This is a genomic window from Aeromonas sp. FDAARGOS 1402 (assembly GCF_019046925.1).
Taxonomy (GTDB): domain Bacteria; phylum Pseudomonadota; class Gammaproteobacteria; order Enterobacterales; family Aeromonadaceae; genus Aeromonas; species Aeromonas caviae.
Genome location: NZ_CP077201.1, coordinates 3,090,502 through 3,106,143, shown reverse-complemented (window position 1 = coordinate 3,106,143; position 15,642 = coordinate 3,090,502). Strand labels below are relative to the sequence as shown.

Here is a 15,642-nt window from a genome sequence, read left to right as displayed (position 1 = left end):
CATGAAAAAGGCTCCCGCGGGAGCCTTTTTGTTGTCTGTCGCGTTCTATCCGCGCCATCAGCCGTGGAGCAGGGCCCCGGCCACCAGCACCGCCATGGTGATGAGGGCCACCCCGATGATGAAGGGCAGCACCCAGCGCACGAAGCGATCGTAGGGGATCCTGGCGAGCGCCAGCCCCGCCACCAGGTGGGCGGCGGTGGGGGCGAACAGGTTGATCCAGCCGGAGGCGGACTGATAGGCGGTGATCACCAGATCCCGCGAGATGCCGGAGAAGTCCGCCAGCGGCCCCATCAACGGCATGGAGACGGTCGCGAGCCCCGAGGTGGAGGGAATGAAGAAGCTCAGGATGATGTGCACCAGATAGGCCATCAGGATGAAGACCGACGACGACAGCCCGCTCACCAGTCCCTCGGCCCAGTGCAGTATGGTGTCGATGATGACGCCGTGCTCCATCACCACATAGATGCCGCGCGCCACCGCTACCACCAGGGCCACCCCGATGAGATCCCGCGCCCCGTTCAGGAAGGTCGCCACGTAGTTGGACTCCGGCATCCGGTTGATGAGGGCAATCAGGATGGAGGCGCTGAAGAACAGGGTGGAGAGCTCGTCAAACCACCAGCCCAGGGTGGGCAGCAGATCGATGCCCAGATCGGACCAGCACCACCGCATAGATCATCAGCAGGAAGGTGCCGAAGAAGACCAGCATGGTGAGCTTCTGCTTACCGCTGAAGGCGAGGTTGCCGCTCTTCATCTGGGAGAACTCGTCGTCATAAACGATGTCGGCCAGCACGGAGCGGGACTTGTTTCTGCTGCACCTGCCTGGCGTAGCGCATCACGAACCAGGAGGCGAAGATCACCAGCAGCAGCCACTGGATGACCCGCAGCCCTATCCCCTCACCGATGGGGATACCCGCAAAGCCGGAGGCGATACCGGTGGCAAACGGATTGACGGTGGAGGCGAGCACCCCGACCCCGGAGCCGAGCAGGATGATCCCCGCCGCCACCATGCGATCGAAACCCGCCGCCATCATCACCGGCACGATGAGTGCCCAGAAGGCTACCGTCTCCTCCGCCATGCCGAAGGTGGAGCCACCCAGGGCAAACAGGGCGATCAGCACCGGTATGAGCAGCCGCTCGCGCCCGGCGAAGGTACGCACTATGGCCCCGACCCCGGCATCCAGCGCCCCGCTCTGCATGGTCACCGCCAGAAAGCCGCCGATGATGAGCACGAAGAGTGCCACGTCCGCCGCCTTGTGAAAGCCCTGGATGGGCGCCTTGAGCACATCGAATACCCCCTGCGGTTGGGAAGGGAGCTCGGTGTAACTGCCGGGTACCGGCAGCAGTCGCTCGTCACCGCTGTAGTCGGCCACGGCGGCTGCCGCCACCGGCTGCTGGGTCTTGGCCGTCACATAGTTGTATTTTCCCGCCGGCAGCACCCAGGTGAGGGCCGCCATCAGGGCGATGATGAGGAAAAGCAGGGTATAAACCGTGGGGAGCTGGCGCTTCTTAGGCGCCTCATGGGATGTGGTCATGACTTTCGTACCTCGGCGGTGCCGTCTGTGATCCGGACAGCGCAAGCCTAGCGGGTTTGTTCGGGGAAAAAGGTGATCGCGGATAATAAACCTGAGGCAACAGGTTGAGTCTGCTGCAAAAAAACAGGGCCCCGCAGGGCCCTGTCTGTGCTGGCGACCGACTTACAGCTCGACCACGTCGAATTGCACGTCCGGATTCACGTCCGCATCGTAGTCCACCTCGTCCAGGCCGAAACCGAACAGGCGCAGGAACTCCTGCTTGTAGCCGGTGTAGTCAGTCAGCTCGGAGAGGTTCTCGGTGGTGATGGAGGGCCAGAGATCACGGCAGGTCTGCTGCACGTCTTCACGCAGTTCCCAGTCATCCATGCGGATGCGGGCCTGCTCGTCCAGCGCCATGTCGGCGCCGTACAGGCGGGTGCGCATCATGCGGTCCACCTGCTCCATGCAGCCCTCGTGAATGCCCTTCTCCTTCATGATCTTGAAGGCCATGGAGATGTAGAGCGGCATCACGGGAATGGCAGAGGAGGCCTGGGTCACCACGGATTTGAGCACGGCCACGTGGGCGGTCCCCCCCTTGGCAGCCAGATCGCCACGGATGGCGGTGGCGGCGCGGTCCAGATCTTCCTTGGCACGGCCCAGAGTACCGTGCCAGTAGATGGGCCAGGTCAGGTCGGTACCGATGTAGGAGTAGGCCACGGACTTGGCACCGTCAGCCAGCACACCCGCATCGCGCAGAGCCGCCATCCACAGTTCCCAGTCCTGGCCGCCCATGACGGTGATGGTGCTCTGGATCTCTTCCTCATTCGCCGGCTCGACGGTGGCGGTGATGATCTGATCCTTGTTGGTGTCGATGGCGGTGGAGGTGTAGACCTCGCCGATGGGTTTGAGGGCGGAGCGCACCACTTCGCCGGTATCCGGCAGCTTGCGCACCGGAGAGGCCAGGGAATAGACCACCAGATTCGATTTGACCCAATCCTGCTGATGAGCTCGCTCACCTTGGCACGGCACTCGTGGGAGAAGGCATCGCCATTGATGCTCTTGGCGTAGAGGCCGGCCTCTTTGGCGGCCTTGTCGAAGGCGGCGGAGTTGTACCAGCCGGCGGAGCCCGTCTTGGTCTCGGAGCTCGGCTTTTCGAAGAAGACACCGATGGTAGCAGCTCCGCTGCCGAAGGCTGCGGCAATGCGGGAGGCCAGACCATAGCCGGTGGAAGCGCCGATCACCAGCACCTTCTTGGGGCCATTCTCGATGGCGCCCTTGGCTTGGGTGTAAGCGATCTGGCGACGAACATTGGCTTCACAACCGACCGGGTGGGTGGTGGTGCAGATAAAGCCGCGAACCTTGGGTTTGATGATCATGTGTTGTCTCTTATCCGTTTGATGGATGAAATCGGGGCATAAGATACCTCATTGCGGCCCGTTATGGTGCTCTGATGTGTTGAACTGCGGGGAAACAGGTGTAGCCCGCCGCGAAAAATGAAAAAATCTTCTGGGTAAAACGACAAACAGAGTTCAGCCGCATTTATCAAACTCGGTGAATCAGGAATCACCCAGTTTGAAAGACGCTTAACAGGGGTTTAAACCTCGATTTCATAGGTTGGTAAATCAGGCGCGGGCCCAATGATGGCGCCTCCCTGATAAAACGCCTTCTGGCCGATGGCCACCCCTCCCCCTCGCACGATCACTACGCCCCCGCCCGGGGCCTCCAGCGTGGTACTGGTACCCGTCGTTGCGGTGACGGTACCGACCAGCAACGGTTCGGCGCCGGGTATCAGCTCCCGGAACTGCTTGAACAGGTTCATACAAATCGCTCCACACTCAGTTGCTGGCGCACCGTCATGGCCTTGTTCTGTAGCTCAGCAGAGACCCTGACGCCCCGGTTGTATCCCTTCCAGCCATCCACCGCGAGCAACGCCCCGGGCAGAATAAGCCCCGTGTCGCCGGACAACGGCAGCTGGATGGTCTGGGTGCGCTTCGGCATAGTCTTGGCCAGCCCCACCACACCTTGGGCGCGGGCCGCCACCACATCGCACACCAGCGGGTGGGTGATGGCCAAAGCCTGCCGCTCCCCTGCTGTGCCTTGGCGCAGCACCCGCGCGTTGATGCCCTGATGGCCACCGCTGACATAGATGCCGTTCGCAGGCTGCCCCGGCTGGAAGTCGCTGCCCAGCGTCGTGATGATAGCGCGGGGGATGGCCACGTCGGCCAGCGCCCCATCGATCTGCCAGGGCACGGTCGGATAGCGCGGCTTGATGACCAGGTGCCGATCGCGCTGGTGCGGCAACACGAACCCACCCGCCGCCTCGGCCAGGTACTTGATCGCCTCGATGGGAGTCTGGCTGTCCAGGCTGAAAAATCCGCCAGGTACCAGCCAATCCGGCGCCTGCCAGTCCAGGGTCCAGCCGAACGGCAGCAGCGCCTCTGCGAGCTGGGCCATGGTCGCAGCCCCGATCTCGCTCACTGCCTGGGGTAAGACATGGGTCGGTGACAAATAGGCCGTGCGAGAGCGCCCGGTGAGGGTCGCCGACTCACGGGCAAAGCTCTGGCTTGATTGCCAACCATCGCACACGCAATCCCACTGCTGGCCGTTGACGAAGATGCTTACCTCCTCCTCGTCCGTCATCTCGGCTGCCGCGATGCGGGGGATCTGGGCCGTGAACTGCCAGGCCCAGGAGTCGGTATCAAGTTCGATGCCCAGCGAGGTGGCGGGAATGTCGAGCCCGTCTCTGACTCGCACTATCTGTGCTGCGTTGCTCACCAGGTAAACCCTCCGGGTTGGAATAACGATGTGGGCTTGCCCGAACCAGACAAACTCCAGGGATGCGCCCCCCCGGGGGCGGCCGAACGCCAGCTTGCGGCTGCGCTTGTCCGGGCGCTCTGGGGTGATGGGGGGCTTGGGGGGCGGCGTGATGCCCCAGGGGGGCTGTATCGCCTCGTCCCACCCATCCCGCCAGCTTTTGCGAAGGGGCAGACCCCACTGCCAGCGCTGGCCGGTCAGGGTGAACCCCAGCCCGATACCCTGGGCCCAGCCGCCCTGCCACTCGTTGTCCAAGCGCGGCAGGTCACGATAACCGCTCACCTGCCAGCACCCCGCCCTGGTGGCCTCACGCCACGGCGAGCGCGGAGTGACATCGCAGCGCGGCAGGCTGGTAAAGCCGGTTCCGTGGGTCGTGCCCAGTGCCGGGCCTTCTTCAAAGCGATCCTGCACCAGGTTATCGCAGCGCGGCATCTGGGCCGCGACACCTACCAGAGTGCTCTCCAGCGCCGTGCCCTCTTGCCAAGACTGCTGATGGTGCGCCTGGGCCACCCCGGGTCGCTCCCAGTGGCTGATGACGCTGGCCACTACATCCTGGGCTTGCTGCCACTGACCCTGGCTGGTGTGGCTCGGCCCCCGAAACACGTTGATGTCATTGCCAGCCTCATCTGGTAGAGAGCGTCGGCCGCGCGCCGTCACGGTCAGCGTTGCATCGATCACACGCTGGCGGTGATGTCCGTGACCGTGGCAGGGGCCGTGCTGGCCAGGGTAGCCGGATGGATGGGCGTGATCGTGACATCAGTCAGCGGTGCCTGCCCCTGCCCCTGCAAGACGGCAGGCAGCACCAGCCCGGGGGAGCTGGCGAAGGTGGGCGGCAGACAGGTGCCCTGCAGCACGGCCACATAGCGCACCACCATAGCCGGGTTCAGCTCCAGGGCAGCGGACACGACTTGCGGGCCTTCTGCAGCGCCAGGCGGGCGTCGGTTCTGGCCATGCTGACCTCTTGGCTCACGCAGAGCGGTTAGGGTTCGGTGAAGGTGGCATTGTTGATGCGCACCATGGCGCCCGCATACAGCTCGTTCGCCGGGATCTCGATGTCGGCCCCGCTGCCCGGTGGCCCCACATCCAGGTCTGCGATAAAGACCCCATCGCGGTTGGCCAACCGCCCCCACGCCTGGACTCCGTTGCCGGTGACCATCTTCTCGGCAAGCGGCTTGAGGGTCAGCACCCCGCCCGTCACGCTCTGTGCGCAGGGGTGGGTAAACTGCATGGCGACCAGCAGCACCTGGCTGGTGACGGCGGCCCCCGGGCGGGCCGTGGCCCGGTATAAATGGTGAGGGTCGCCGGCCCCGCACTGCCTGAGTCGATGGCCGTGGCCAGCAGATCGGCGCGGGCGGTGCGCAACGTATCGGAGTAGGTGAACATATCAACCTCCTGACAGACCGACCCCCTCACCGGGGGCGTAGGGGGTGGGAAGCTGGAAATCAGCCGCCACGGCGTTGTAATCGGCCGGGCCGAACGCCGGATCATCCTGGGCGACCACCATGTAACGGCGGTTGAGCCAAAGCAGGTCGAACCGGTACTTGCCGTCAGATGCCCGGCTGTAGGTCTCGCCGATGAGGTTCCCCGCCTGTTCAAAGCACAGTACCCGGCGTCTGACCCCCTCCCCGTTGATGGTGACGGTGCTCTCGATGTAACCCTGCTCGGCGCTCTGTTCGCCATCCCGGATCCAGTTCAGATCCCGCCCCTGGCAAAGCGGCGCCGCCGTCACCGGCAGGGCAGACATGGGGCCGGCATAGACTGCCCCTGGACTGCCACGCCACTCAACATCCTGCGGCTCGAACTGGCTGCGGGGCTCCTGGTTGGCGGGAACGGCATTGAGCGCGGCGGTCTTGATCCAAGCGAAATGGCTGGCGAGCGGTGATCTCCTCTTGTGTCAGGGGCCGACCATAAATGGCGACATCACAGGTCTGGCAAGAGCCGTTATTTACGGCGTTGTAGTAATAGGCCCCCACCGTCAGGTATTTGCCGGCTGCTTGAGAGAACACATCGAACGGCACCGTCATTGCCGAGTCTTTCACGCCGTCGATGTAAACCTCGGTCGCCGTGCCCGCCTCATTGAGCTGCACGACATAGTGATGATTGCCGACTGATAGGTTTTCCCAGAAGTTGGTCAGCGAGGGGTAACTGACAGGCACCGATGGGTTGGTCATATTCTGGTAACTGCACACACCCAGGTTGTCTTGATAGAGCAGCATGTATCGGCCCGCGTTCCCTGTAAGGGGCTGATTCACACCGATGGCGGTGCTGTATGTGCCATTTCCTTTTTCGCCATCCAGTCTGAATATCCCCTCAACGGCCTTGATCTTCGGCAAGCTGTCCTGGGCAATCCGCAGTGACCCACTAATGGGGGCGTCAGAACCGATGGCACCAGTTGTGTCGTCATCGGTGGGGCTAAAAAACTCACCGAACCGACCGGGGTGAGATGACGGTTATTACCACTGAGATCATTGCCGTTACTGTTCAACGGCCAGTAAGCAAGCAAACCAGCGGTGGCCTGAATGAGATCAGAGAGTGTGGCCATGCTTACCTCCACGGTCCGGTCAGATCAAACGCCACCAATGTGACCAGCCCGGCGGTGGATTGTGTCTCCGAATAGCACGGCTGAATAAAGCGCACAATTTTCCCGGGCACGGCGGGCAAGTCAGCGAAATTCTTGCGATCCCAGCCCGCGATGGTGCCATAGGGCACAATCAGGCCCGGCATGAAGCCACGCAGGTTAGACCCTGTTTCAAAGAGCATGATGGGATCGGTGCTCATGTAAAAACCGTTATCCGGGCCGTTGGGGGTATTCATGCCGGTGCCAAACCGGGAAAAGATGCCTTTCAGCCACCAGTCAGCAGAGCCAAACAGTTGGCTATATGCCGCGCCATTTTGCGATAGAGAGACACATCAAAGTTGAGGAACTGGTTGCCATAGTTGCTGTTGGATGCCCCAGCGCCTTGAGCCCAGTTTCTGGCCGTTTCTGTCGCCAGCAGGCTGGGATAATGGGCTATGACAGCATGATAGCGATCCCTGGCCTGACCGACTTCAAATAGCCGAAGAGGTAGAAATGCTGGTAGTTCGAGGCGCCATAGGCGGGCAGAAAATAGAACAGCTGGGGATCACCGATAAGATCCAACGCTTGTCGCTATAGCGCCCCGTGGCAGGCCAGCGGTGCTCGTAAATGGTGGTGAAGGTGTTGATGTCCACCACATCCTCGACCATGGCCACCTTCGCCAAATAGGCGTTGGCTGCACCGGTCCAGCCGCTGAATGCGGTGTTGTCGATGCGCAAGGAAACGTTGCCCGACTCGCTGACATTGGTGGGGCGATAGATGGCCACCTGGCCGTCACCACTCTCATGGGTCAGGGTCCAGCCGAGGGGTGCCACCTTCATCGACATGGTGCCGCTGCCGGCACTGCCCGGGTTGCCGCCGTCCAGCTCGAACCAGACTTCGGTGCTGCTCACCTTCTTCACTCGATGCTCGCCGTTGTAGGCGGCCGGGCTCGCCCCGCTCACCTCGATCACCGAGTCTTTGAGGTAGGCGTGCCCGCCGGAAAACGTGGCCTTGGCGGCCCCTTCGGCGGCATCCCACACCAGGGCATTGATCGTGAGGTTGCCGAACCCGGTCACCAGCACCGCCTTGAGCAGGGCCGTCAGGGCCCCGGCGGTGGTGTCCCCCAGGCTCGGGGCTCCCTGCATCTGACTCGCAAACCATTTCACCGGAAACGCCATGATGATCTCCTATGGGGTGGGGCAGATTGCCCCACCTGGTTGGTCCCTTATGGGGTGTTGATGTTGCCGCGCAGGGCCAGCTCAAACTTGTCGGTATCCTGTGACGCCACCGACTGCAACACGGTACGGATCGGCCAGAAGGGGGCGCCGGCTGCCTCGGTGGTGAAACGCAGCACGTTGCCACTCGCCCAGCCTGACCCCCAGCCCCGCTTGTCCAGCAGGAAATAGGGCTGGCCGTTGTTGGGGTTGATGGGGGCCAAGTCGGTGTTTACATCCCCCGCCGCGATCTGGCCCACATGCTCCCCGACCAGCACAAAGGTGGTGCTGGAAGTGAAGATCACCGCCCAGCGCTCCTGCAGGGCGCCCCGGTTGGTGACCAGGATCGGGTAAACCGTGTCGTTGTATTGCGCCGTAGACTGATCGCCGATGAGGTAATCAGACCAGACATTGGTCCACGCCTTTTGATCGAACAGGTTGGTATACCTGGCCCACAGGTCGCCGATGATGAGGGCGCTGGAGACATAGGTATCTGCCGGGTCATAGGCATGGGACAGTGCCTTGGTCAGCAGCAGGCGCCCCGAGATCTCCACGTCGCTGACCAGGCTCATGTCCTCAATGCGATGCACGGCATAGAGGGGTTCGACATAGCCGGTCAGGTCTAATGGGGTGCCGAGGGTCACCACGCCGCTATCCAGGTTGACGCTGTAGAGGGTGGTCGCCAGCGCCTTGCCATTCTTGTCCTCCACATGGGCATGCGCCAGGCGGGTGCGGCCGGTGCTGAGCTGCTGCCCTGCACTGACCCCCAGCGGGAACGCCGACTTGCGGGTGCTGTGAACCACCACCGTGGTCCCCTTGCGGATGAAGGGCACCCGGCCATCGGACGGCAACCGCACCGGATCCAGCCCGATGATGTCGGCATCGAGGGGTAGATAGCTGAACACCACACAGTTGAACAGGATGGTGTCGGCCACCACGCTAGTGGGGCGCCAGATCTTGCCGTCCAGCCCCACCTGGTCAACGTCATACCAGGGCTGGCTCTCGTTGCCCGCAGCGGTGACGAACCGACCAAAGCGCACCGTCACCACCCCGGTCTGGTAGTTCACCCGGCCATCCATGTCGGTGGTGGTGAAATAGCCGTCCCCGTCCGCCGTGGCCTCAATGCGCCGCCCGCTCGCGGTGTTGGCGCTGATGTAGAGGCTACCCGGCGCCACCGGCGCCCCCGGGGTGCGGAAGGTCACCTCATCCACCGACTGGGCACTGAACGAGGTGGCCAGGGACTGCAGCGACGGCTGCGCCGTCTGCCCGGCCGCCCAGTCAGACAGCACCGCCAACCCGTTCGAGTAGTCGATGGTCCCTGCCTGGATACCGGATCCCGTCTCCGGGTCCGGGTTGCGGTAGAGCAGGCCTTGGCGGTCTACATAGACCGCCCCCCCCAGGGTGAAGCGCAGCGACCCTTCCAGAATGGCCTCCGCAAACCCGGGGGTGACATCAATGCGCAGCGCCTGGGCGGTCAGGGTGGCGTTTTGCGCCAGCGCACTGTTGTTGTTGCGGTAGGTCACCTCGACCCAGCCCCCCTCGCCATCGGGGAAGGTGTACGCCGTGTTGTGGTACTCGATGCCGGTCATGGTCCAGCGCTGCACCGCCACCTGGTTGTTGCCCACCCATTTGGTGCCCACGGTCACCCAGGCATAGGTCGGCTTGGGCAAGGGGGCACTGCCATCCGGCATGAAATGCAGGGTGCCGGCGGCGTAGTTAATGGCCCCCAGGGTGTTGCCGCTGGCGTCCTTGAGGTTGCCCTGGCCGTCATCCAGCAGGGTGATCACCGGGTCGCGGGTCTGGATCACCAGCTCCTGATCGTCCACATCGAACTTGTGATAGAGCGCGTTGAATTTGACATGCACCGACCCGGGGGTCAGGTTGGTGGCCCCGCCACCTGCCCCGTCCAGGGTGATAGAGAGGTGCCCCACCTGGCCGGGGGTACTCAGGCGCCCCGGTTCAACGTGGCGCTCGGTCACCGGCTCACCGTACTGGTACTGGGCGATGTACTCCTGGCCCAGCGCCGGCAGGGTGATGTGATCGAGGATGATCACCCCCTCGGCATAGTTGATGGTGCCGGTGATGTCGCCGCGCAGGCGCCCGTCCCCCACCGCATCGTTGGCCGTTTGGCCGCTGCCCCAAGTCAGGATCACGCTCTTGGGGGTGATCCCGGTGTGGGGCAGTTGCCATGCCGATTTGCTGATGCTGATGGGCTGGTTGCTGCGGTTGGTGTAGTTGACCGGGGTCGCCCAGCTGAACAGGATCGCGGTGTCCACGTCCGGCAGGGCCCCCAGGGTCAGCATGACCGACCCGGTGGCCAGGTTGACGATCCCGGTGCCGAACGAGCGATCCGCGCCGAACAGCTCGCCGCGCCCGTTGTCCTTCAAGTCGTACCATTTCCCCTGCGCCATAAACGACACCGTGAGGGTGCCCGGTGCCGGAGTCGGCAGCAGGGTGATGGTGTAGGCATAGCCCCGGTTGTTGGCCTTGATGTCGATCCTGGCCGTGTCAGCGATACGGGACGGGCGAGACGCTGGCCAGAAGCTGATGGTTTTGCTGGCGGCCCCGTAGTTCGGGCACTGGGCGTTGAACTCCAGCTGACCACGGCCATAGTCGATAGCACCCACCACGGACCCGGCCACAACCAGCTCGCCCCCCTTGTCAGTGATGACGGCCGCACCGATGGTGATGGTCAGGGTGCCGGGTTTCACACCCGTGCCGAGGAACAGGCCCCGGCTGGGGGCAATGCTGACCACGGTCGAGAAGCTGACCAGCCCCTTGCCAGAGTCCACCAGGCTGGCCATCTCGCCAGCCGCTGTCAGATCCACCGCTGGGGTCTCGGTGCGGGCAGACGGCACGATCTGGGTAAAGATCGTCTTGGCCCGCACCTGCATGGCGCCCAGGTTCACCGCCTCCGCCAGCTTGGTGGTGGCGAAGTAGTTGGCGGCATCGGCCACCACGGTTTCCCGCAGGGCGGTTTTGACGTTGGTCACCACATCATAGGGGGTCGGCTGCTCCCCCTCGAAGGTGTAACGCAACGGGTCAGCCAGCTTGCAGGTCACCACGTTGCGCGTGAACTCGGGCACGTTGGGCACCTGGAACTTGGCCAGCTGCTGGGTGACTTCCAGCACCCGCACGTACTGCTCGAACTCCCCCGCCTTGCCCTCGTTGCCGACCAGCACCAGGGTCTCCCCCACTTCCGGCAGGCGCACCTCGACGCGCTGGAAGAAGCGGATCGCCCGCTGGCCTTCGAGCTGGGTGTCGTACAGGAAGCCGCGCCACTTGGGCCCACGGGCCAGATAACGCTCCAGCACGTCGCGGGCATTGGCGCGGGTGTCGTGATGATCCCGGGTGTTGATGAGGCATAGCCCCACGTTCGGGTCAGCCGGGGGCACCTGCACGATGATATGGGCACCCCGATAGGTGTCCGTGTCATCCGTCTGCACCGCCAGAAACGCCTTGCGCATGCTGACCACCCCATAAGTGCGGTCGAGATCGCTGATGTCCTGAAACAGGCCATTGTGCTCGCCGCTCACGATTTCATGACCGGTGATGCGGCCGCCGCCGTCCGTGGTGTCAGTCAACCGCTGACTGGCCATCAGTTTGATGTCGCCGGAATGAATGGTCATCGGATCACCTCGGTGAAGTTAAGAGTCAGGGCATAGGGCTCACCCGCCTCGGGGTCAGCCATCTCGATCACGGGGATGGCCACAACACCAGGCCGCCGCCAGACCACCTCCCGCTGCTGCCCATCGAGCAAAGTGAGGGTCATCAGCTGGGCCACCTGCGCCTCCAGCGCTTTAAGCAAGAGCACCGTGGCGCGGGGGGCATGGCCCACCAGGGTGATGGGGCGTCCCTCCGGCGTGGCCGTTTCCTCGACCAGGAGAGCGCCAGAGAGCGTCGGCGTGACAACCTGCTCGACGGGCGACCAATCGAACTCGTCGCGCCAAACGAGATCATCGGGCAGGAGCAGCCCGTTTAAGGTGACGTTCATGAGCGCAATCCTTGCTGTTTAAGGAGGTTGATAAAGGCGGCAGCATTGGCCTCATCGGCCTGAACTTCGGCCCGGGCGGAGCCTGATCTCAGCTCGATGATGATCCGCTGGGGCTGCCCCTGGGTGAACGAGGTTTGGGAAGATGGCCCGGCTTGACTGGCAGCCGAGGTGGAGGTCTGCGCCTTCTCTGCTTCCTTGGCCTGGGCTTTGCTCAGTTCCTGCTGGAGCTTGGTGCGCATGGCCTCCATCTCCTTCTGGAACTTCTCGCCGTAATACTTGCTCCACTCGCTATAGGCCGGGATGTCCCTGACCTTCTGGCTGTAGCGGGCCAGCTCCTCTTCCACGCCGGCGAGCGTGTTGGCCAGGGCATCGGCGTTGCCCCGCAGGTTGTTGATGTCCACGGTCTTGTAGAAGAACGAGCCGGCGCCCACGCTGCGGGTCACCTCCCCCCGGCCACCGCCCGAACCGCCCCCGCCTCCTGCCGACGCCACGGCGTTGCCGGTCTGCACAGCTTCGTCCTGTACGCCACGAAGGCCCGAGCGCATGGCATCGGTGGCACTCTTGGCCTTGGCGGCCGCCGTATCGAAGCCATCGCCGATCGCCGCCACCGCCTGTTTGGCATCGCCGCTGCCCCCTTTGATCTTGTTCATCGCATCATTGGCGATGGCCATGGAGCGGGTGATGCCGTCCCCGGTGAGCTGGCCCTGCTTGGCCATCGCCTGCATGCGCTCGATCACCGCGTCGATCTCGGCCTTGTTCTTCGCCTGGTTGAACGCCGCCGCCAGGTACTCTTCACAGGCCGCCGAGCTGGATCCGCTGTGCTGCACCAGGGTATCCAGGGCGCCGAGGGTCTCCTTGAAGCTCTCGCCGATGCGGCCATTGGCCCGCTCGAAGTCCAGCCCCAGGGTCTGGGCAGCCTTGCCAAGGGTGGCGGGGAGCTCTGCCGCCGTTTTCCTGGCGACGGCATTGATCTCATCCAGGTAGTCGCGGGTCTGCTTGGCCTCGGTACCGATCTCTTTGACGGCGGCGGCCCCTTGTCGCCAGCTGCCGGTCGCCTCGTCGTAATGCACCTTGCCCTCGGCCACGGCCCGGTCCATGTCTTCCACACTGGTGATTGCAATGCCCAGCTGCGCCGAGAGCGCCGCCAGTTGGCCATTGAGCTGGGCCTGGGTTTGCGAGCGCAGGGTCTGCGCCTCTCTCAGGGCCAGCTCCGCCTGCACCCATTGGCGCAGGGCGTTGGCGAACTGGGTGATCTGGATGATGGATTCCACCGTCACAGCGGCCAGCACAGCCCTGATGGCCATGCCCAGCGCCCGCACGCCGATAGCCGCACCGGCTGCCGCCGTCCCTGCCGTGGTCATGCCACCCGCCGCCGTGGCCGTCGCCGCTGGCAGGGCGATGAACTGGCCATAGAGGCCGCGCAGATCGGCAATCCAGCTGGCGATTTTCAGGCCATACCAGGCCTGGGCCATCACCAGCAGGGCATCCCGCCAGGCATAGACGGTCTGGATAAAGGCCTTGATGGACTCCCCAAGCCCGACGATGCCATCGGAGAGGCGCTGGGCCCACGCCTGCAGGCGGCCATCCTGGGCCATCTGGTCAAATTCACGGTTCAGGCTGGCCAGCTGGTTCTTGAGCCAGGTCAGCGCCCCGCTCTCCGCCACTATGCGGTAGAACTTGGCCAGGTTGTCCTGGGCGTTGGAGATAAGCCCCGAGAGCAGGCTCATGTTGTTGGCCGCCGCCCCGCTCGACTGGGCGGCGATCTCGTTCATCAGCGCCTGGATGGTGTCACGGCCGAGCTTGCCAGCCTCCGAGAGCTTCTGCAGCTCGGCGGTGTTCTTGCCGGTGACCTGCTCCAGCAGTTGCCACACCGGCACCCCGCGTTCGATCAGCTGCAGGATCTCCTCCCCCTGCAGCTTCTGCTTGGCCCAGGCCTGGCCGAGGGCCAGGGAGATGCCCTGCACCTCCTCAAATCCCCCGCCGAGCTTGAACGCCTGATCGACGATGCCCTGCATGGCGCCGTTCATGGGGTCGATGCCAAAGGCTTTCAGGCGCACGAAGACCTGAGTCACCTCGTCGAGCTGCAGCGGGGTGTTCTTGGCGAAGTCCTGGATCCAGACAGAGGCCTCTTTGCCGCTGGCAATCGACCCCATCACCGCCTTGAGCTGCACATTGAGCCGCTCGGCCTGATCGCCGGTCTGGAACATGGCCATCAGTTGGGTGGTCAGGGTCTGGATGCCGAACCAGGTACCGGCCAGGGCCACCAAGCGGCCAGTCAGGCTACCGATGGCCCCCTGGAAGCCGCCAGCGCCTTGCGCTCCCTGCACCAGGGAGCGCCCCAGCCGCTCGGTCTGGGCCGCGCTCTCACGCAGTTCGCGCTGCAGTCTGTTCTGTTCCTGGGCGAGGTTGCGGGTATCGAGCCCGGCTTGGGAAAGGCCAGCATGCAAGCGGCTATGGCTGGCCGCCTGGGCGACCAGCTGGCGCTCCAGCTGCTTGACCTCGGAGGCCAGCAGTCGTTCCTGGTCGGTGAGCTGGTGGGCGCTGCCTGCTGCCCCCTGCTGCTCGCGGCGCAGTTCGGACAAGCGGTCCCGGGAGAGCACGGTGGCCAGTTCGAGCTGAGTCAGGGCGCGGCCGCTGGCCTCGAATTGATTGATCAGCTCCTGCTGCTGAGTCAGGGTTTCCAGGGTTTGCGCCAGGCGCTCGGTCTCGGCGGCGGTCTCGTCAGAAAGGGGGCCCAGTTCCTGCACCTGCCCCGCCAGCGCGGCCAGATCCTCGCGGCCAGTGACCTTGGCTGCCAGCTCCAGGGCAAGTTTGAGGGTGGGAGAGGTGGACATGGGGCATTCCTGAGAGATTCAGATATGCCCTATGATAAATTGGTAGAAGATTATTATGATTTATTGCAGATTACAGAGGGCTATCACAGGCAGCGAACGTGTTCGTTTACGTTGCCTCATCCTAACATAGGATTTAAAGACATCATTGGAGGAGCAAGTGGCTGAAGCACAATATCCTGGAGGTTCGAAATCACGAGTAATAAAAGCTGGCGAGCGTATCCGTCAGAATACAGCGACACCAGAGGACTTCCAGATTATTGAGGAATGGCGAGCTGCGCATCGTGGTGTACTGAATACTTTCCAAGCTATACTTCGAAACCGTACGAGTCACACGAACATCTCCGTGGCTCAGCGTCATAAGCGAAAAATGACAATCTTTGACAAGCTAAAGCGTTTTCCAAAGATGCAATTAGCACGAATGGATGATGTTGCAGGCTGCCGGCTAATTTTTCACTCTACTGATGAGCTATTAGCGTTTCGTAGCAAGTTCCATAAGGCCAGATTTAAGCATCGACTTCGAAATGATCCGGATAAGTATGACTACATAAAAACTCCGAAACGAACTGGATATCGTGGAATTCACGACATCTATGAGTATGATGTTAATTCTATTTCAGGAAAACGCCTTACTGGTTTGTACATTGAAATCCAATATAGAACACTAGTCCAGGGTAATCCCCCCGAAAAACTGAGGTGCTCATAAGTAGAATTTTCTCGT

At 62.9% G+C, this 15,642-nt stretch carries 12 protein-coding genes and 2 pseudogenes; 1 reads left to right on the top strand and 13 read right to left on the bottom strand.

The genetic code is table 11. The features are described from left to right. Positions 1-57: 57 nt before the first annotated feature. The 13 genes and pseudogenes from I6L32_RS14915 to I6L32_RS14870 form a co-directional block, all read right to left on the bottom strand. Positions 58-1,532 (bottom strand): annotated as a pseudogene (locus tag I6L32_RS14915) (YfcC family protein). A 162-nt stretch (positions 1,533-1,694) separates the two neighbouring features. After that, a pseudogene (fabV, locus tag I6L32_RS14910) lies at positions 1,695-2,887 on the bottom strand (enoyl-ACP reductase FabV). Positions 2,888-3,105: 218 nt separating this feature from the next. Then, a complete protein-coding gene (locus I6L32_RS14905) occupies positions 3,106-3,330 on the bottom strand; it encodes a hypothetical protein (protein ID WP_216944087.1) in 225 nt (74 codons plus the stop codon). Further along, positions 3,327-5,003, bottom strand: coding sequence for a hypothetical protein (locus tag I6L32_RS14900; protein ID WP_254203834.1), 1,677 nt, complete (start codon positions 5,001-5,003; stop codon positions 3,327-3,329). Before I6L32_RS14900 ends, I6L32_RS14905 begins: the two co-directional genes overlap by 4 nt. Next, positions 5,000-5,230, bottom strand: a complete 231-nt coding sequence (locus tag I6L32_RS23140) for a hypothetical protein (RefSeq protein WP_254203833.1) — start codon at positions 5,228-5,230, stop codon at positions 5,000-5,002. The genes I6L32_RS14900 and I6L32_RS23140 overlap by 4 nt, the downstream gene beginning before the upstream one ends. Before the next feature lie 74 nt (positions 5,231-5,304). Next, complete coding sequence (locus tag I6L32_RS14895; protein ID WP_216945261.1) at positions 5,305-5,553, bottom strand: hypothetical protein; 249 nt, start codon at positions 5,551-5,553, stop codon at positions 5,305-5,307. A 156-nt stretch (positions 5,554-5,709) separates the two neighbouring features. Continuing rightward, positions 5,710-6,069, bottom strand: coding sequence for a hypothetical protein (locus I6L32_RS23135; RefSeq protein ID WP_254203832.1), 360 nt, complete (start codon positions 6,067-6,069; stop codon positions 5,710-5,712). Positions 6,070-6,106: 37 nt separating this feature from the next. After that, positions 6,107-6,658 carry a LamG domain-containing protein gene (locus tag I6L32_RS23130; protein WP_254203831.1) on the bottom strand — a complete coding sequence of 184 codons (552 nt, stop codon included), beginning with the start codon at positions 6,656-6,658 and terminating at the stop codon, positions 6,107-6,109. Positions 6,659-6,869: 211 nt separating this feature from the next. Continuing rightward, the gene (locus I6L32_RS23125; RefSeq protein WP_254203830.1) at positions 6,870-7,139 is read right to left on the bottom strand and encodes a hypothetical protein; all 270 of its coding nucleotides are present in this window, start codon (positions 7,137-7,139) and stop codon (positions 6,870-6,872) included. A 234-nt stretch (positions 7,140-7,373) separates the two neighbouring features. Continuing rightward, positions 7,374-8,060 carry a hypothetical protein gene (locus I6L32_RS23120; RefSeq protein WP_254203829.1) on the bottom strand — a complete coding sequence of 229 codons (687 nt, stop codon included), beginning with the start codon at positions 8,058-8,060 and terminating at the stop codon, positions 7,374-7,376. A 47-nt stretch (positions 8,061-8,107) separates the two neighbouring features. Further along, positions 8,108-11,725 (bottom strand): curculin (mannose-binding) lectin protein, encoded by a 3,618-nt coding sequence (locus tag I6L32_RS14880; RefSeq protein WP_216944086.1) that lies wholly within the window; start codon positions 11,723-11,725, stop codon positions 8,108-8,110. Next, positions 11,722-12,090, bottom strand: coding sequence for a hypothetical protein (locus I6L32_RS14875; protein ID WP_216944085.1), 369 nt, complete (start codon positions 12,088-12,090; stop codon positions 11,722-11,724). Before I6L32_RS14875 ends, I6L32_RS14880 begins: the two co-directional genes overlap by 4 nt. Continuing rightward, complete coding sequence (locus I6L32_RS14870; RefSeq protein ID WP_216944084.1) at positions 12,087-14,924, bottom strand: tape measure protein; 2,838 nt, start codon at positions 14,922-14,924, stop codon at positions 12,087-12,089. Before I6L32_RS14870 ends, I6L32_RS14875 begins: the two co-directional genes overlap by 4 nt. 157 nt (positions 14,925-15,081) lie before the next feature. Here I6L32_RS14870 and I6L32_RS14865 point away from each other — a divergent pair, with 157 nt between their 5' ends. Next, entirely contained in the window at positions 15,082-15,627 is a 546-nt protein-coding gene (locus I6L32_RS14865; RefSeq protein WP_216944083.1) for a RelA/SpoT domain-containing protein, read from the top strand. The last annotated feature ends 15 nt before the right edge of the window (positions 15,628-15,642 follow it).

Bases quoted from the DNA above. Each gene is read 5' to 3' on its own strand.
- I6L32_RS14880 (WP_216944086.1), bottom strand. From the start codon at position 11,725: ATGACCATTCATTCCGGCGACATCAAACTGATGGCCAGTCAGCGGTTG.
- I6L32_RS23135 (WP_254203832.1), bottom strand. From the start codon at position 6,069: ATGTCTGCCCTGCCGGTGACGGCGGCGCCGCTTTGCCAGGGGCGGGAT.
- I6L32_RS14895 (WP_216945261.1), bottom strand. From the start codon at position 5,553: ATGCAGTTTACCCACCCCTGCGCACAGAGCGTGACGGGCGGGGTGCTG.
- I6L32_RS14870 (WP_216944084.1), bottom strand. From the start codon at position 14,924: ATGTCCACCTCTCCCACCCTCAAACTTGCCCTGGAGCTGGCAGCCAAG.
- I6L32_RS14905 (WP_216944087.1), bottom strand. From the start codon at position 3,330: ATGAACCTGTTCAAGCAGTTCCGGGAGCTGATACCCGGCGCCGAACCG.
- I6L32_RS23120 (WP_254203829.1), bottom strand. From the start codon at position 8,060: ATGGCGTTTCCGGTGAAATGGTTTGCGAGTCAGATGCAGGGAGCCCCG.
- I6L32_RS14875 (WP_216944085.1), bottom strand. From the start codon at position 12,090: ATGAACGTCACCTTAAACGGGCTGCTCCTGCCCGATGATCTCGTTTGG.
- I6L32_RS23125 (WP_254203830.1), bottom strand. From the start codon at position 7,139: ATGAATACCCCCAACGGCCCGGATAACGGTTTTTACATGAGCACCGAT.